The sequence below is a fragment of the Streptomyces fulvoviolaceus genome (genome assembly GCF_000718165.1).
In the GTDB taxonomy this organism is placed as follows: domain Bacteria; phylum Actinomycetota; class Actinomycetes; order Streptomycetales; family Streptomycetaceae; genus Streptomyces; species Streptomyces fulvoviolaceus.
In genome coordinates this window covers 316,098-332,335 of the sequence record NZ_JOEY01000001.1, presented here as the reverse complement: position 1 = coordinate 332,335, position 16,238 = coordinate 316,098, and the positions used below count along the sequence as shown (strand labels likewise).

At 70.6% G+C, this 16,238-nt stretch carries 10 protein-coding genes; 3 read left to right on the top strand and 7 right to left on the bottom strand.

The features are described from left to right. Positions 1-17 precede the first annotated feature (17 nt). Positions 18-3,218, bottom strand: a complete 3,201-nt coding sequence (locus IG08_RS0101605; RefSeq protein WP_030595138.1) for a tetratricopeptide repeat protein — start codon at positions 3,216-3,218, stop codon at positions 18-20. Positions 3,219-3,413: 195 nt separating this feature from the next. Between IG08_RS0101605 and IG08_RS0101600 the strand changes: the two genes are divergently transcribed. Further along, the gene (locus tag IG08_RS0101600) at positions 3,414-5,453 is read left to right on the top strand and encodes a thioredoxin domain-containing protein (RefSeq protein WP_043452883.1); all 2,040 of its coding nucleotides are present in this window, start codon (positions 3,414-3,416) and stop codon (positions 5,451-5,453) included. A gap of 29 nt (positions 5,454-5,482) precedes the next feature. Here IG08_RS0101600 and IG08_RS0101595 read toward each other — a convergent pair whose 3' ends face one another. Both IG08_RS0101595 and IG08_RS0101590 read right to left on the bottom strand, forming a co-directional pair. After that, positions 5,483-6,676, bottom strand: coding sequence for a glycosyltransferase (locus IG08_RS0101595; RefSeq protein ID WP_078655388.1), 1,194 nt, complete (start codon positions 6,674-6,676; stop codon positions 5,483-5,485). Next, positions 6,673-7,917, bottom strand: a complete 1,245-nt coding sequence (locus tag IG08_RS0101590) for a glycosyltransferase family 2 protein (protein WP_052424442.1) — start codon at positions 7,915-7,917, stop codon at positions 6,673-6,675. The genes IG08_RS0101595 and IG08_RS0101590 overlap by 4 nt, the downstream gene beginning before the upstream one ends. A gap of 615 nt (positions 7,918-8,532) precedes the next feature. Here IG08_RS0101590 and IG08_RS0101585 point away from each other — a divergent pair. Both IG08_RS0101585 and IG08_RS0101580 read left to right on the top strand, forming a co-directional pair. After that, positions 8,533-9,966: a glycosyltransferase family 39 protein gene (locus IG08_RS0101585; protein ID WP_199820791.1), complete on the top strand. Its 1,434-nt coding sequence runs from the start codon at positions 8,533-8,535 to the stop codon at positions 9,964-9,966. Then, complete coding sequence (locus tag IG08_RS0101580; protein WP_078655386.1) at positions 9,963-12,422, top strand: galactose oxidase early set domain-containing protein; 2,460 nt, start codon at positions 9,963-9,965, stop codon at positions 12,420-12,422. The genes IG08_RS0101585 and IG08_RS0101580 overlap by 4 nt, the downstream gene beginning before the upstream one ends. Here the strand turns inward: IG08_RS0101580 and IG08_RS0101575 are convergent. From IG08_RS0101575 to trhA, 4 genes are all read right to left on the bottom strand, one after another. After that, a complete protein-coding gene (locus IG08_RS0101575; RefSeq protein ID WP_030595121.1) occupies positions 12,419-13,138 on the bottom strand; it encodes a Mut7-C RNAse domain-containing protein in 720 nt (239 codons plus the stop codon). The two genes, IG08_RS0101580 and IG08_RS0101575, sit on opposite strands and share 4 nt — an antisense overlap. A 33-nt stretch (positions 13,139-13,171) precedes the next feature. Continuing rightward, positions 13,172-13,801, bottom strand: coding sequence for a TetR/AcrR family transcriptional regulator (locus tag IG08_RS0101570; protein WP_030595118.1), 630 nt, complete (start codon positions 13,799-13,801; stop codon positions 13,172-13,174). A 4-nt stretch (positions 13,802-13,805) separates the two neighbouring features. Beyond that, on the bottom strand, positions 13,806-15,350 hold the full coding sequence (locus IG08_RS0101565; RefSeq protein WP_030595115.1) for a DHA2 family efflux MFS transporter permease subunit: 1,545 nt from the start codon (positions 15,348-15,350) through the stop codon (positions 13,806-13,808). Positions 15,351-15,466: 116 nt separating this feature from the next. After that, positions 15,467-16,180 carry a PAQR family membrane homeostasis protein TrhA gene (trhA, locus tag IG08_RS0101560; RefSeq protein ID WP_030595111.1) on the bottom strand — a complete coding sequence of 238 codons (714 nt, stop codon included), beginning with the start codon at positions 16,178-16,180 and terminating at the stop codon, positions 15,467-15,469. Positions 16,181-16,238: the final 58 nt, after the last annotated feature.

Sequence of the window (16,238 nt, the reverse complement as noted above, 5' to 3'; positions counted from 1 at the left end):
CTCCCCTCATGCCCCGCTCATGCCCCCGCCGCCACCGCCACCCCCATCACTTCCCGCGCATGCCGGTTCGGCACCATCCCCAACCGCCAAGCCTGCCAGCCCGCCTCCAGGTTCACGCCTCGTTCCAGCAACAGCGCGTACGCCTCGACATAGTCGTCCAGCTTCTCGTCTCGCGCCCCATGCCGGCGGCGGCCCAGCTCCGCCAGCTCCTCCTGCGCCACCGCCGAACCCACCTCCACCCCGCCGGGGGCGGCGTACGGCAGCAGCGTGCAGCGCAGGAAGCGGGCCCAGTCCTCGCCGCGGTGGTCGCCGTAGGCCGTGAACAACGCCACCGCCTCGTCGCACAGGGTCAGGGCCTGCTGGGTGCGGGTGTTGCCCGCGTCCACCACCGCCAGTTCCAGCAGGGTCCACGCCTCGCCGTGGGCTACGCCGATGCGTTGGAAGTCGGCGCGGGCGTCGACCAGGAGCTGGCGGGCGAAGCCCGAGTTGCGCAGGGAGCCCGTCTGGGCGGCCCGCTGGTCGCGGGTCACCCGGGCCGAATGGTGGCGGGCGCAGGCCAGACCGTACACGTCCCGCATCCGCGAGAACATCGTCCGCGAGCGCTCCAACTCCCTTACCGCCAGGTCCAGGTTGCCCGTCTCCTCCAGGGCCTGGCCCAGGTAGTAGACGGTCCAGGCCTCGCCGCGCGCGTCCTCGTTGTCGCGGTGGCGGGAGGCCGCCTGGCGCAGGCCGTCGACCGCCGCGGACGGGTCGCCGACGACCAGCCGGGCCCGGGCCAGCTGGGTCAGCGCCCAGGCCTCGCCGCGGGCGTCGCGGGTACGGCCGTAGAGATCGAGGGCCGTGCGCAGTTCCGTCTCCGCGCGCGGTACGTCGCCCATGCGCAGGGTCAGCTGGCCGAGCTGGAAGTGGGCCCAGGCCTCGCCGTGCACGGACTCGCCGGCGCGGTGCAGGACCAGGGAGCGGGTGAGCAGGTCGAGGGACTCGGCGACCCGGCCGCGGTCGCGTTCGACGGCCGCCAGGGCGTGCATCGTCCAGGCGCGGTCCGTGGCCAGCTGGGGCGGGGCCTGCAGATCCAGTGCCTCCTGGAGCTTGGCCGCCGCCTCGGTGAGGTTGCCCTGGTGGTGGAGCGTGATGCCGAGGGAACAGAGGGCGCGGGCCGCGCCCGCGTCGTGATGGGCCTCCATGTAGAGGTCCACCACCGAGGCCAGCGTCGTGCGCGCCTTGTCCAGCTCGCCCAGTTGGCGCGCCGCGATGCCGGTGCGCCACTGCACCGAGCGCAGCAGCAGGCCCTGGTCGACCGCCTGCGCCAGCTCGCTGATCTCGCCCAGGCGGTAGAGGTCGCCGCGCAGCAGGCAGTAGTCGCACAGCGCGCCGAGCAGGTTCAGTACGGCGGACTGGTTGACGCCCTCCGCGTGCCGGAGCGCCGCCGTGATGAAGCTCGACTCGTCGTCCAGCCAGCGCAGCGCCTCGTCCAGGGAGGTGAAGCCGTGCGGGCTGAAGCGGTCCGAGCGGGTCGACATGTTGCCGTCGACCAGGCGCAGCACGGAGTCCGCGAGATCGGCGTAGTTCACGATCAACCGTTCCTGCGCGGCCGTGCGCTCGCTCGGCTCCTCCTCGTCCAGGAGCCGGGCCTGGGCGAAGGCGCGGACCGCGTCGTGGACGCGGTAGCGGTTGCCGCGGACGTGGTCGATCAGGCCCGTCCGGGACAGGGCCGCCAGATGCCGCTTCGCCTCCGTCTCGTCCGTGGCCAGCAGCGCGGCCGCCGCCGCGGCGCCCAGCGAGGCCCGGCCGGCCAGCGCAAGGCGGCGCAGCAGTCGACGAGCCGTGTCCGACTGGTCGGTGTAACGCAGCCACAGGGCCCGCTCGACGGGCTCCACCGGGCCGTACGCGGCCAGGTCCGTGGCCAGTTGGCGGGGTGAGCGCGGGCCCAGCGACGAGCCCGCGATCCGCAGCGCCAGCGGCAGTCCGCCGCACAACTCCCTGATCCGGTCGGCGGATTCGGCGTCGTAGGGGCCGGACTTGTCCTGCGCCGCCGTCTCCAGCAGCTCCTCGGAGCCCGCCGAGTCCAGGGTCGTGACCGGGAGCCGGTGCACCCATGCGGACAGGTCGGCCGGCAGGTCGAGGTCGCCGCGGGCGGTGACCAGGACCAGGCTGTCGGAGCGCTCGGGGACGAGCGTGCGGACCTGCTCGGGGTCCGAGGCGTCGTCCAGGACGATCGTCACCGGCAGACCGGTCAGATGCTGGTGGTACAGCTCGCTCAGCCGCTTGACCTGCTGGTCCGGGGAGGAACGCTCACGGAACAGCAGCTGCTCGCGCGGCGCGCCGAGCCGGTTCAGCAGGTGCAGCAGGGCGTCGCGGGTGGACAGCGGCGGCTCCTCCGGGCTGTCGCCGCGCAGATCGACGATGCACGCGCCCCGGAACTGGTCCTTCAGGTCGTGCGCGGCCCGCACCGCGAGTGCGCTGCGGCCGCTGCCGGGCGCCCCGTGCAGCACGACCACCGTCGGCCGGGTCTCGGTGCTCGCGCGGGCCGCGTGCACCCACTGCCGGATCCGCGCCATCTCCGTCCGCCGGCCAGCGAACTCGCCCACTGGCTGCGGGAGTTGACCGAACGACTGCTCCAGCACGTTCCGTCCACGGGCCGCCGCGCTCTTGTCCGTGCCGCGCAACTGCGGCCCCGACTTCTTCGGACCGGTGGACGCGCTCAGCACCCGCTGCTGGTCGAGGAACGGCCGGATGCCCCGCACCTCCAGCGCCGTCAGCCACTGCAGCCGCAACTGCTCGGGCCCGCCCGGCTGGCTGATCGCACCCGCCGCGTGATGCGCCGCGGGCAGATGGGAGCCGGCCACCTTCACGACGGTCGCCGCCGCACCGACCACGCCCACCGTCACGCCCGCACCCAGCGCCGTACCCGTACTGGTCCCGAGCGCCAGGTCGGCCACGGCGGCCGCGACCGCGGCGACCCCCGCCACCAGCAGCGGAGTCCCGCCGCCCTCCCGCGCATACCGCTGCCCGAACGTGAGCCGCCCGGCCGCCGCCTCGTCCAGCGCGCGCGTGTACGCCTCGTACTCCTCCGCGGCCGTCTGCGCCATGGCGTCCAGCGCCCCACGCGCCCGCGTCATCAGCACCTGCCCGTCGATACGCCCGCCCGACCGCCGCACTTCCTCCTCCACGGCCCGGGCCAACAACCGTTCGGCATCCGCCCGATGGCTGTCCCGCATGTCACGTCCCCCTCCGGCGGCAACGGCTTTCTTGGTCAAGTGTGCTGCGGACGGCGCATTGGTGCGAGGGGGCGTGCGGTCTTCGATCGCCTTCTCCTCGCCGGAGGACCGGGCAGGGGCCCCGGAAAACTCGACGTCACCGTCCGGGAGACGCCTGACGCCTGACGCGCCGGGTACTGCGGCAGGATGGACCCCATGCCGAACCGACTGGCCCACGAGACGTCCCCCTACCTCCTTCAGCACGCCGACAACCCCGTCGACTGGTGGCCCTGGTCGGCCGAGGCCTTCGATGAGGCGCGCAAGCGTGGCGTGCCCGTGCTGCTCAGCGTCGGATACAGCAGCTGCCACTGGTGCCACGTCATGGCCCACGAGTCCTTCGAGGACCAGGAGACCGCCGACGTCCTCAACGCACACTTCGTCAACATCAAGGTCGACCGCGAGGAACGCCCCGACGTCGACGCCGTCTACATGGAGGCCGTGCAGGCGGCCACCGGTCAGGGCGGCTGGCCCATGACCGTGTTCCTGACGCCCGACGCCGAGCCCTTCTACTTCGGGACCTACTTCCCGCCCGCGCCCCGGCAGGGCATGCCCTCCTTCCGGCAGGTGCTGGAAGGCGTGAACAGCGCCTGGACCGACCGACGGGACGAGGTCGCCGACGTGGCCGGCAAGATCGTGCGGGATCTGGCGGGGCGGGAGATCTCGTACGGCGACAGCCAGGCCCCCGGCGAGGAACAGCAGGCCGCGGCCCTCCTCGGGCTCACCCGGGAGTACGACCCGCAGCGCGGCGGATTCGGCGGGGCGCCCAAGTTCCCGCCGTCCATGGTGATCGAGTTCCTCCTACGGCACCACGCGCGCACCGGGTCCGAAGGCGCCCTGCAGATGGCGCAGGACACCTGCGAGCGGATGGCGCGCGGCGGGATCTACGACCAGCTCGGGGGTGGCTTCTCCCGCTACTCCGTCGACCGCGAGTGGGTCGTGCCGCACTTCGAGAAGATGCTGTACGACAACGCCCTGCTGTGCCGCGTCTACGCCCACCTCTGGCGCTCCACCGGCTCGGAGCTCGCCCGCCGGGTCGCCCTGGAGACCGCCGACTTCATGGTGCGCGAACTCCGTACGAACGAGGGCGGGTTCGCCTCCGCACTCGACGCCGACAGCGACGACGGGACCGGCAAGCACGTCGAGGGTGCCTATTACGTGTGGACGCCCGAGCAGCTCCACGAGGTGCTGCAGGACGACGCCGAACTCGCCGCCCACTACTTCGGTGTGACCGAGGAGGGCACCTTCGAGCAGGGCTCCTCCGTCCTCCAACTCCCGCAGCAGGACGTGGTGTTCGACGCCGAGCGGATCGACTCCGTCAAGCAGAGGCTTCTCGGAGCCCGCGCCGAACGCCCCGCCCCCGGCCGTGACGACAAGGTCGTCGCCGCCTGGAACGGCCTCGCGATCGCCGCGCTCGCCGAGACCGGTGCCTACTTCGACCGCCCCGACCTGGTCGAGGCCGCGGTCGGCGCCGCCGATCTCCTCGTACGGCTGCATATGGACGACCACGCCCGGCTCGCCCGCACCAGCAAGGACGGGCAAGTGGGCGCCAACGCGGGTGTGTTGGAGGACTACGCCGACGTCGCCGAGGGTTTCCTCGCGCTGGCCTCCGTCACGGGGGAGGGGGTGTGGCTCGAATTCGCGGGGTTCCTTCTCGATCATGTCCTCGCCCGCTTCGTCGACCCGGAGTCGGGTGCGCTCTTCGACACCGCCGCCGACGCCGAGGCCCTCATCCGTCGCCCCCAGGACCCGACCGACAACGCCGCGCCCGCCGGCTGGACCGCCGCCGCCGGCGCTCTGCTCAGCTATGCGGCCCACACCGGAGCGGAGCCCCATCGCACGGCCGCCGAGCGGGCGTTGGGTGTCGTGAAGGCACTCGGTCCGCGCGTCCCGCGCTTCATCGGCTGGGGGCTCGCCGTCGCCGAGGCCTTCCTCGACGGGCCCAAGGAGGTCGCGATCGTAGGGCCGTCGCTCGACGACGAAGCGACAAAGGCCTTGCACCGTACGGCACTTCTGGGCACCGCGCCGGGCGCCGTCGTCGCCGTGGGGGCACCCGGCAGCGACGAGTTGCCGCTGCTCGCCGACCGCCCGCTGATCGGCGGGAGCCCCACCGCGTACGTCTGCCGCAGGTTCGTCTGCGACGCGCCGGTGACGGACGTGGCGGGGCTCCGGGCCAGGCTCTCCTCCTCGAGTTCCTGACGGTTCCTGACTGACAGGGCCGGCCAGCCTCAGCCGAGTGGGTCCGGCAGGGGATCCGGCACCCGTTCCGGTGCGACGTGGAGCGGCGATGTCCTCGTCCGTTCCAGTGCCCGCCGGTAGAGCCAGCGGTCGACGAGCAGGAAGCGCGCCGTGAAGACGATGGCCATGCTGAGGGCCGTCGCCGGTACGGCCGTCATGCCGCCGGCCGTGATGAGCAGTGCCGAGAGCGGGATACGGGCCACCAGGTCCGCGTTGCCGACGGCCGTGAAGGTGAGCAGCCGTACCGAGCGTCTGTGGTGGCGCCGTTGGTTGCGGTAGACCAGGGAATCGATCAGGGCGAAGTTCCAGAGCAGCCCCGCCTGGTTGGCGATGATCTCGGCGGGGGCGTAGTGCAGGGCGGGACCCGTCGTGGTCAGCAGCCACAGCAGGACGAGGTTCGGTACGAAGCCGGAGAGTCCGATCAGCCCGAAGGCGATGGCGCGGGCCCGGGCGTCGGCGGTGCGCAGGGTGATCAGATGGCGAAGGAAGCGCATGCCTTCCTTCGCCGTGGACTTGGACTCGCCGGCGTGCCGCTCGCCGAAGGTGTACGGCACTTCCGCGATGCCTCTGGGAAGGCAGCGCACGGCCAGCTCCAGCAGGATCTTGTAGCCGAGCGGCTGCAGTCCCTCGTTCTCCGTCGAGGCCCGGTCGACCGCGGTGCGGCGGATCGCGAAGAAGCCGCTCATCGGGTCGGTGAGCCCGCTCAGGGCGCGCGGGAACAGGCCCTTGGTCACCAGGGTCGAGGTGCTGGAGACCAGCTTGCGATAGCCGCCGGCGAGCCCGCTGCGGTCGCCGCCCGCCGCATACCGGCTGGCCACGACCAGTTCGGCGGCGCTGGTCCGGCCCCGTGCGATCAGTTCGGGGATCAGCTCCGGCGGATGCTGCAGATCGGCGTCGATGACGACGATCCACGGTGCGGAGGAGCGAGCGATGCCCTCGACGACCGCGCCGCCCAGGCCGCCCTCCGGGACGGGTCTGTGGTGCAGGATCACCGGGAGCGGGCAGTACGCGGCCGCCTCCTCGATCACCTCGCAGGTGTGGTCCGTGGAGTCGTCGGCGAAGACCACCTCCGCACGTGTCCCGGAGGGCAGGGCGGCGGCGATCCGGTCGAGGAGTTCGTGGATGTTGTCGGCTTCGTTGAAGGTCGGGACGACGATGGACACATCGGCGGGCGGTGTAGTCACCGTGCCTCCTGGGGCTGCGGAGTCTGCGCGGTGAGAGGAGTCTGCGCGGTGAGATGGGCTCCGACATGGGAGGTCAACTCCCAGTCGCGGCGCCCGGTGTACTCGCGCCACACGGCACGCAGGGCGGCCGCCGCCAGTACCACCGCGTACACGGGGCCGCCGGCTATGAGCTTGACGTACTGCCAGAAGCTCATGCGGAAGCCGTACTCGCGGGCGAAGTCGTGCAGGGCGACCGCTTCGAAGATCACCATGGCTGCCATCGGGGCCATCGGCAGCCAGGCGAACATCGAGAAGGGCAGCGGTACGCCGCCGACCCAGGCGAGCACCAGGCCGAGCGGGATCATGATGCCGGTGGCGGCCTGCACGAACGGGGTGCTGAGGGTGTAGCGCGCGAGCAGGCGCTGGCCCACGCCGGGCAGCCTGCGCCACTCGCCCTTCCTGAGGACCTGCAGGAAGCCCTGGTTCCAGCGCGTGCGCTGCTTGTAGAGGGCCTTGAGCGAGTCGGGTGTCTCCTCGCGGGTGACGAGCGCGGAGTGGTAGGCGACCACGACTTTCGCGCCGCCGCTGGAGAGGCGGACGCCCAGGTCGCAGTCCTCGGCCAGGCAGTTGCCGTCCCAGCCGCCGGTCTGCCGCAGCAGTTCGGCGCGGACGAAGACGGTGTTGCCGCCGAGCGGGATGAAGCCCTTGCGGGCGTGCAGATGCAGTCGGCTGCGGAACCAGAAGAAGTACTCCAGGCAGTTGCGCAGGCTGTACCAGCTGCTCTCGTAGTTGATCAGTTGTACGCCGCCCTGTACGACGTCGGCGTTCTCCCGCCGGAAGGCGAAGTCGACATGGCTGAGCAGCTCGGGATGGACCATGTCCTCCGCGTCGAAGACGCCTATGACGTCCCCGCGGGCGTGCGGCAGCGCGGTGTTGAGGGCGCGTGGCTTGTTCTTCGCCTCGTGGGTGTCGACGACCGCCCGCACCTTGTCGGGGTGCTCCTCGGCGAGTTCGTGGGCGATGGCGGCGGTGCCGGGGTCGTCGTGGCCGACGATCAGCACGATCTCGTACGACGGATGGTCCATGCGCAGCATCTGCTCGACCGCGTGCCGCAGGACGGCCTCCTCGTGCCGGGCCGGCACGAGGAGTGAGAAGGACAGCCCGTGCTGCCCGTCGGGTTCGGCGAACGCTGTCGCCTCCAGTGTCTCCGGAGTGCGCCAGGCATGGAGCATCCACCAGAGCGTGACACCGGCAGCGATCATGAGAATGATGGAATCGATGAATAGGACGACGGAGACCACGAATTCCCCCCTCGGTCTTCTGGTCTTCCTGGATCTTCCTCGAAGTAGGCCCGACCGGCCTTGTGGACCTTGCTTTCGGCCCGTTCCCGATCTTCTTCCGGGCCTTCCCGACCTGCCTCGCACACGGCCGGATCCAGCAGCTTCTTTGCTGTGTCTTCTCGGCCTTCCGGGACTTATCTCGGTCGCCCGGTCGGGACCCCCGCGGGGAAGTTATCAGGTTCCGTATTTCCCCGGCAATGCGGCCTATGGGAGTCGATCTTCAGCACATTCGGAATGACAGGTTCTTCTTATATTTGAGGCCGCTGTCGTGTCATGATGCTCCGGCATGCCGGATTCCGGGGGGTTTCCAGGGGGGAGCCCCTGCGTCTGCATGCCTAGAAGTGGGGGTGGGGATTCCGCATGGGGACTGCCATACCGTCTGCGCAGGTGCGCGACGCTTCCGCCGGAGAAAAGACCGAGGAGATATCGGCCGCTCTTCCGCCGACACCAGAAAATTCACCTGGAGGTCATCTTCCCGTACGCCATGGAATGTTACGGCAGGATTATTTCTGGGTTGCGCCAGTTTTCCTTGTCGCCATGGCGGTACGAGCTTGCGGAATCGGAAATTATCCGTTTCCCAATGACGACGAGGGCACCTATCTCGCGCAGGCCTGGGCTGTTCAACACGGTGAACTCGCGCACTACACCTACTGGTACGACCACCCGCCGTTCGGCTGGATGCAGCTCGCCGGCGTGTCCTGGCTGCCCTCCTGGCTCCTGCCCGATCTGCCCACGCTCACCCAGGGGCGGATCGCGATGCTGCCCGTGGCCGCCGCGGCGTGTGTGCTGACCTATGTCGTCGGCCGCCGTGTCGGACTGGCCCGCCCCGCCGCCGCGGCGGCGATGCTGCTCTACGCCCTGTCGCCGCTCGCGGTGGTCCTGCACCGCCAGATCTACCTGGACAACTTCGCCCTCGTCTGGGCGCTGGCCGCCTTCGCGTTCGCGCTCTCACCGCGCCGCCATCTGTGGCACCACGTCGGGGCGGGCGGCTGCTTCGCCCTGGCGATGCTGTCCAAGGAGACCATCGGCGTCCTGCTGCCCGTCCTGCTGGTGGCGCTCTGGCAGGGCAGCCACCGCAGCACCCGCAAGTTCTCCTTGGCGGGCTTCGGCTCCGGGTTCCTCCTGACCGGCCTCTTCTATCCTCTCTACGCCCTCCTCAAGGGCGAGTTGGTGCCCGGCGCCGGGCATGTCTCGCTGCTGGGCAGCCTCAAGTTCCAGCTCGGCGGGCGCGAGGGCAGCGGCTCGGCCTTCGAAACGGGCACCGACGCACACCAGTTGTTCGCGGACTGGCTGACCCGGGACCCGTATCTGCTGGTGGGCGGCGGCGCGGCGGCGGTGCTCGCGCTCGCGGTGCGCCGACTGTGGCCGGTCGCCCTCGCCGTGCTGATGCTGGTCCTGGTGGCGCTGCGGCCCGGCGGCTATCTGCCACAGATGTACGTGATCCAGGCACTGCCGTTCCTCGCGATCTGCCTCGCCGGGACCGCCCAGGCCGTGGTCGCCCGGCTGCCCGGGAAACCGCACGTCAGGGCGGTCGCGGCCGTGGCCGCCGCACTGACCGCGGTCGCGATCGCCGGACCGCACTGGTACGACCAGGACCGGACGATCGCCGCCACCGACGACAACCGCGTCTACCGCGACGCCGCCCACTGGCTGCGCGACACCTCCGTCGGCGACCGCTCGAAGGTGCGCATCGTCACGGACGGCGTGCTGTGGCTGGACGCCGTCGACGCCGGATACCGGCCGGGCACCGGCGTCATCTGGCACTACAAACTCGACCAGGACCCGGCCGTGACGAAGACGCTGCCGCACGGCTGGCGGGACATCGACTACGTGGTGTCCACGCCCGCCCTGCGGGGTGAGCGCACGAACCTGCCGACGCTGGGCGCGCTGCTCGCACACGGCACACCGGTCGCCACGTTCGGGGAGGGCGACGGCCGGATCGAGATCCTGAAAATCGGGGGGGACGCATGAGGCCGTACGGCTTCCGAAGACCACGCGCACGTACCAGAAGACCCCGACGCACCCGCCTGCTGACCGTACTCACCCTGTTCACGGCCTCACTCGGCCTCGCACCGATCGCCGCGCAGCCCGCCTCCGCCGCCACCAACCTGGTCGACAACCCGGGCCTGGAGATTCTCGACGGACCCTCCCAGTTCCCGCAGTGCTTCGAGAAGTCGGGCTGGGGTGACAACGACTTCACGTTCACCGTCACCGACGACGCCCACAGCGGCAGCCGTGCCGTACGCGTCGAGCTCACCCGGCGCGTGGACGGCGACCGCAAGACGATGATGCTGGAGAGCGACTGCGCGCCGAGCGCCGTGCCGGGCCGTCAGTACGACCTCTCGCTCTGGTACAAGTCGACCTCGCCCGATGTGGCGGTGACCCTCTTCCGGCACGACACCACCGCCGGCTGGGTCTACTGGACCGACCTCACCACCCCGCCGCAGTCCGCCGACTGGGCCCGCACCGAGGTGCGCACGCCCGTGGTCCCCGACGGCACCGACCGGATCACCTGGGGCGCGTCCCTCTACGGGGTAGGCGCGCTCACGACCGACGACTACGCGATGACCGACGCGACCGTGCCCGCCGACCCGGACCCCTGCACGACGGGCGGCACCGGACCGGAGTGCAGGGGCGAGTGGACCGTGCAGAGCACCGAGGCCCCGGTGCGGGCCATCCACTCCGTGCTGCTGCACAACGGCAAGGTGCTGCTGATCGCGGGCTCCGGCAACGACAAGGACGCCTTCGACGCGGGCACCTTCAAGACCTCCCTCTTCGATCCGGTGGCCAACACCTACACCGACATCCCGACCCCCGACGACTTCTTCTGCGCCGGACACGTCCAACTCCCGGACGGACGCGTGCTGGTGATCGGCGGCAACAAGGACTACGCGTTGCCGGACGCCTCCGTCGGCTACAAGGGCCTGAAGACCGGCTACATCTTCGACCCGGACACCAACCGGTACGTCAGGACCAACGACCCGCTCGCGGGCCACTGGTACCCGTCGGCCACCGCGATGGGCAACGGGGACGTCATCGCTCTCGGCGGCCTCGCCGAGGACTCCTCGGGCACGGTCGTCAACGAGCACTTCTCGTACGCGCAGAACAAGTTCCTGCCGCTGGGCGAGGCCAAGCAGGCCTGGGCCTTCTGGGGCCTGTACCCGTCGATGATCCTCCTCCAGGACGGCCGCCTCTTCTACACGGGCAGCCATGTCTTCGGCAACGGCCTGTCCGGCACCGGCGCTTCGGTCTACGACTACGACGCGGGCACCATCACCGATGTGCCGGGCCTCAGGAAGAAGGACGAGCGCGACCAGTCGATGTCCGTCCTGCTGCCGCCCGCCCAGGACCAGAAGGTGATCACCATGGGCGGCGGCAACCACACCGTCTCGCCCGACGCGCACCGGCTCGTCGACCTGATCGACATGAAGGCCGCCGCGCCGGTGTACGGGCCGGCCCCCGATCTGCCGCAGGGCACCTACGAGGACGGCACCGCGCAGACCGGCGACGAGGGCAAGGTGTACCTCTCCGCGGTCATCCTTCCGGACGGCAAGGTGTTGGAGACCGGCGGCGCCCTGCACACCTACCGCGAGGACCCCGTCTACGAGGCCTCGATGTACGACCCGGCGACCAACACCTTCCAGGCCGGCCTCGCGACCGACCCGGTTCCGCGGACGTACCACTCCTCGGCCACGCTGCTGCCGGACGGCAGGGTGATGACCATCGGCGACAACCCGGGCGACGGCTCCTTCGACCAGCGCGTCTCGATCTACAAGCCGCCGTACCTCTTCAAGGGCGCCCGCCCGCAGATCACTTCGGTGGCCGGCACCGACTGGACGTACGGCACGGCGCAGCGCATCACCGTCGACCGGCCGGTGGTGAAGGCCTCTCTGATCCGCCCGGCCGCCGTCACCCACTCCTCCGACCCCAACCAGCGCTACGTCGACCTTCCGATGACCGTCGACGGCAACACCATCGACCTCAACCTCACCAGCAACCCCGACCTCGCCCCGCCCGGCTGGTACATGCTGTCGGTCGTCGACGCGAACGGCGTGCCGTCCGTCTCCCGGTGGGTCCGCATCGGCTCGGAGGGGCAGGTCGCCACCGCGCGCGTCCAGGCCTTCGCGGAGGAGTTGACGACGGAGTCCTCGACGCAGGGCCAGGACGTGCACGAGGGGCACATGCACCCGGGCACGGTCGCCGAGAGCGTCGAGATCCCCGAGGGCTACGACGGCTGCGACCACGCCTACGGCACCATCGACCAGTGCGTTCCGTGGACGTTCCCGAAGATGCCCCGAGCGGAACGGTGCACGTGGCTCAAGGAGAAGGGCTACGGCCGCATGGAGGTGCACGGCCGCGACCGGCACGGCCTGGACCGCGACAAGGACGGATTCGCCTGCGGGAAGGCGGATCTGAGGAAGCGTTAGCCCCGGCCGGGGAACTCACCCAGGGCGCGCTCCACGATGGCCACCAGTTGCTCGTGGTGCGCGCCCTTCCAGTACGCCCGCCCGCACTCCTGGCATTGCGCGAAGACGTCGTACGACCGCTGTGTCCCGCCCTCCAACCGGTCCGCCACCTCCTCCTTGGTGGCCTCCCTGAGCAGGCCGTTGCAGGCGGTGCAGCGGGTCCAAGGGTGCAGCTCGGGCCTGAACCGGTCCAGGACGTCCCGGAGTTGGTCCTCGGGGCGGGTGCTGTAGACGAATGCGCCCGCCCACAGCTCCCTGCGGTGCAGCAGGCCCCGGTCCCGGCTGAGCATGACCCGTTTCTCCGCCGCCGAGCGGGCGGCGAGCGCCGGGTCGCCGATGTCCGTCGACTCGTACGCCGTGTCCACGCCGAGCAGGCGCAGCCGGCGGGCGAGGGTGCCGAGATGGACGTCGAGGAGGAAGCGCAGGGGAGCGTCGGGGACCCGCTGGGGGCGTTCGACCGCCCGTACCTCGACACGGTCGCCGGCGGCGGGGACGTACGACGTCGGCACCTCGCGGCCGTCGACCCACAGGGCCCCGACCTCGGTGAGCGGGACGCCCGCCGACTCGACGACGTGGCCCAGGGACGAGACGCCGTCCGTGACGAGTGTCCGGTGCGGTGCGCGGACGAACAAGGCCAGGTCGGGGGCGAACTCGACGTGGATCTCGGGACCGTTCACCCGGTCAGGATGTCACGCGATCGCCCGCTGCCCTCAGGGTTTTCGGGTCGGCAGGCCGTGTGCCAGCACCGCCACGGTGCGGTCGACGAGGTCGACGAGGTCCTCCTGGAAGTCGCTCTCGGCCCAGTACTGGGAGATCTCCCCGAAGCCGCTGATGAGGGAGATCGTGTAGACCCGGACTTCCAGACTGTCCTTGTCCCAGCCGGTGCGCTCGGCGACGGCCTCGGCGAGCATGCGGCTGGTGACCGAGATGTGCTCCCGCATCCGGGCACGCACCGCGGGCACCTGGACCAGCAGATGCGAGCGGAGCCGGGTGATCTCGGGTTCCTGTTCGAGCCCGAAGCTGATGGCCTTCTTCATCACGTACTGCACCGACTCGACCCACGGCTCGTCGGCCGGCCGGTTGCGCAGCTCCGCCAGGATGATCGGGTCGTACTCGTCCGTGAGGACGATGTCCTCCTTGGTGGGGAAGTAGCGGAAGACCGTGGACGGCGACACCTCGGCGCGCTCGGCGATCTGCTCGATCGTGGTGGCGTCGTAACCCTGTTCCTTGATCAGCGCGTACGTCGCGTCGCGGATCGCCGTCCGGGTCTTGATCTTCTTCCGCTCACGAAGTCCCAGCTGGGGGCCGTCGGGGAGGGAGAGGGAGCGTGCGGGTGTCATGGGGTCATTGTCGGGCATCGGCCTCCTCGGCGGCCATGTCCGGGGCGGTGGAGGTCTTGGTCGGGCGCGGGGTGCCCGGCAGGAACGCGGCCGCGAGCAGCGCCGAGACGAGCGCCGCGATGCCGCAGACCAGCATGACGACGCCCATGCCGTGGACGTAGGCGCTGTTCGCGGAGGCCAGCAGGTCGGCCGAGCCCGCCTTCTCGGCGACGAGGTGCGCCGCGACCACGGACTCCCCGGCGGTGTCGGCGGCCTGCGCCGGCAGTCCGGTGACGTCCAGCCGGTCCCGGAAAGTGCCGGCGAGCAGGCTGCCGAGCAGGGCGATGCCGATCGCACCGCCGACCTGGCGCAGCGTCATCAGCAGCCCGGAGCCGCTGCCGGCGCGGTCGCGGGGCAGGGCGCCGAGAGCGCCTGCCATGGCCGGCATGAGCGAGAAACCGAAGCCGAGACCGGTGAGGGAGAGCCACAGTGCGGTGAAGCCGTAGCCGGAGTCGACCGTCGTACGGCTGGCGAGGAGAGCGGAGAAGGCGAGTACCACCAGACCGGCGCTGACCGTGGCCCGGGCGCTGAAGCGGGTGACGGCCTGCGGGGCGGTGCGGGAGGCGACCAGGATGCCGCCCATCATCGGCAGCAGCCGTACCCCGGTGCCGAAGGCGTCGTTGCCGAGGACGGCCTGGAGGTAGGGCGGCAGCACGAACAGCAGGCCCGAGAGGACGAACATCACCAGGGTCGCGGCGATCGTGTTGAAGAGGAAGCCGCGGTGGGCGAGCAGGGTCATGTCGAGCATGGGGCGCTCCACCCGGCGTTCGCGCAGGACCAGAGCGGTGATGAGTACGACGGCTGCCGCGAGCATGGCCAGTACCAGCGGGTCGCCCCAGCCGCGGGTGGGTGCCTCGATGATCGCGTAGACCAGGGCGCCGAGGCCGATCGCGGTGAACGCGGTGGAGACGGTGTCGACCTTGGGGGAGGCGGGGTCGCTGGTCTCGGGGAGCAGGAAGACGCAGGCGGCGATGCCGAGCGCGGCCATCGGGACGTTGACCAGGAAGACCGAGCCCCACCAGAAGTGGTTCAGCAGCCAGCCGCCGATGATCGGGCCGAGCGGCAGGCCGAGCGCGGAGGCGGCGGAGACGATGCCGGTGGCCTTGGGCTGCTCGTCGCGGGCGAACAGCGTGGGAAGGACGGAGAGCGCGAGCGGGGTGACCAGCGCGGCACCGACCCCCATCAGCGCGCGGGCGGCGATGACCCAGTTCACGTCCCCGGCCAGGGCGCCCACCAGTGAACCGGCGAGGAAGATGCCGAGCCCGACGATCAGCATCAGCCGTCGTCCGAAGCGGTCGCCGAGCAGTCCGGCGGGGAGCATCAGCGCCGCGAAGACGACGATGTACGCGTCCGCCATCCACTGCTGCTGGCCGGTGGTCGCGCCGAGGTCGCCGGCCATCGTCGGCAGCGCCACGTTGAGGATCGTCATGTCGAAGCCGAGGGTCAGCATGCTCGCGACGAGGGCACCGAGGGCCCACCAGCGGCGGGGGTCCGGAGTGATGGTTTCCATGAAATGAGAGTAGCTCTCAAAATCTAGTGACTGTCAATAGGTATCCGCTCTCGGTAGGTTTACGGCATGCAAAAAGGGCCACGGCCCGGAAGCCGTGGCCCTTCGGTGAACGAGTGCTACCCGTGCTGGTAAGCCACCAGCGAGATCCCCACGTAGTGGACGACGAACGCCGCCAGCGTCAAGGAGTGGAACACCTCGTGGAAGCCGAACCAGCGCGGTGACGGGTTCGGCTTCTTGATGCCGTAGATCACGCCGCCCGCGCTGTAGAGGAGGCCGCCGACGATCACCAGGACGAGGACGGCGATGCCGCCGGTGCGCATGAAGTCCGGCAGGAAGAAGACGGCCGCCCAGCCCATCGCGATGTAGCAGGGGGTGTAGAGCCAGCGCGGGGCGCCGACCCAGAAGACGCGGAAGGCGATGCCCGCGGCCGCCGCGGCCCAGATGCCCCACAGCAGCACCTGCCCCTTGCCGCCCGGCAGGAGCAGCATGGTCAGCGGTGTGTAGGTGCCCGCGATGATCAGGAAGATGTTGGCGTGATCCAGTCTGCGCAGGACGCCGTCCATGCGTGGACTCCAGTTGCCCCGGTGGTACAGCGCGCTCACGCCGAACAGCAGGCACGCTGTCAGGGCGAAGATCCCGCAGGCGATTCGGCCCCGGGTCGAGTCGGCGAGGGCGGTGAGCACCAGGCCCGCGATGAGCACCGCCGGGAACATCCCGAGGTGCAGCCATCCGCGGAGCTTGGGCTTGACCGGATGCGGCAGGGAGAGCGCGACGGGGCCGAGGCCGGCGGCCGGCGAGTCCGTGGGCGCGTCGGGGACGGGCGCAGTCATGTCCCGCATCGTACCTACGGAACCGTAGGTTACGAATGAGTGGGGCACGAGGAACAGT

Coding starts and splice junctions, on each gene's coding strand:
- IG08_RS0101605 (WP_030595138.1), bottom strand. CDS start 3,218: ATGCGGGACAGCCATCGGGCGGATGCCGAACGGTTGTTGGCCCGGGCC.
- IG08_RS0101600 (WP_043452883.1), top strand. CDS start 3,414: ATGCCGAACCGACTGGCCCACGAGACGTCCCCCTACCTCCTTCAGCAC.
- IG08_RS0101590 (WP_052424442.1), bottom strand. CDS start 7,917: ATGATCGCTGCCGGTGTCACGCTCTGGTGGATGCTCCATGCCTGGCGC.
- IG08_RS0101585 (WP_199820791.1), top strand. CDS start 8,533: ATGGCGGTACGAGCTTGCGGAATCGGAAATTATCCGTTTCCCAATGAC.
- IG08_RS0101580 (WP_078655386.1), top strand. CDS start 9,963: ATGAGGCCGTACGGCTTCCGAAGACCACGCGCACGTACCAGAAGACCC.
- IG08_RS0101570 (WP_030595118.1), bottom strand. CDS start 13,801: ATGACACCCGCACGCTCCCTCTCCCTCCCCGACGGCCCCCAGCTGGGA.
- IG08_RS0101565 (WP_030595115.1), bottom strand. CDS start 15,350: ATGGAAACCATCACTCCGGACCCCCGCCGCTGGTGGGCCCTCGGTGCC.
- trhA (WP_030595111.1), bottom strand. CDS start 16,180: ATGACTGCGCCCGTCCCCGACGCGCCCACGGACTCGCCGGCCGCCGGC.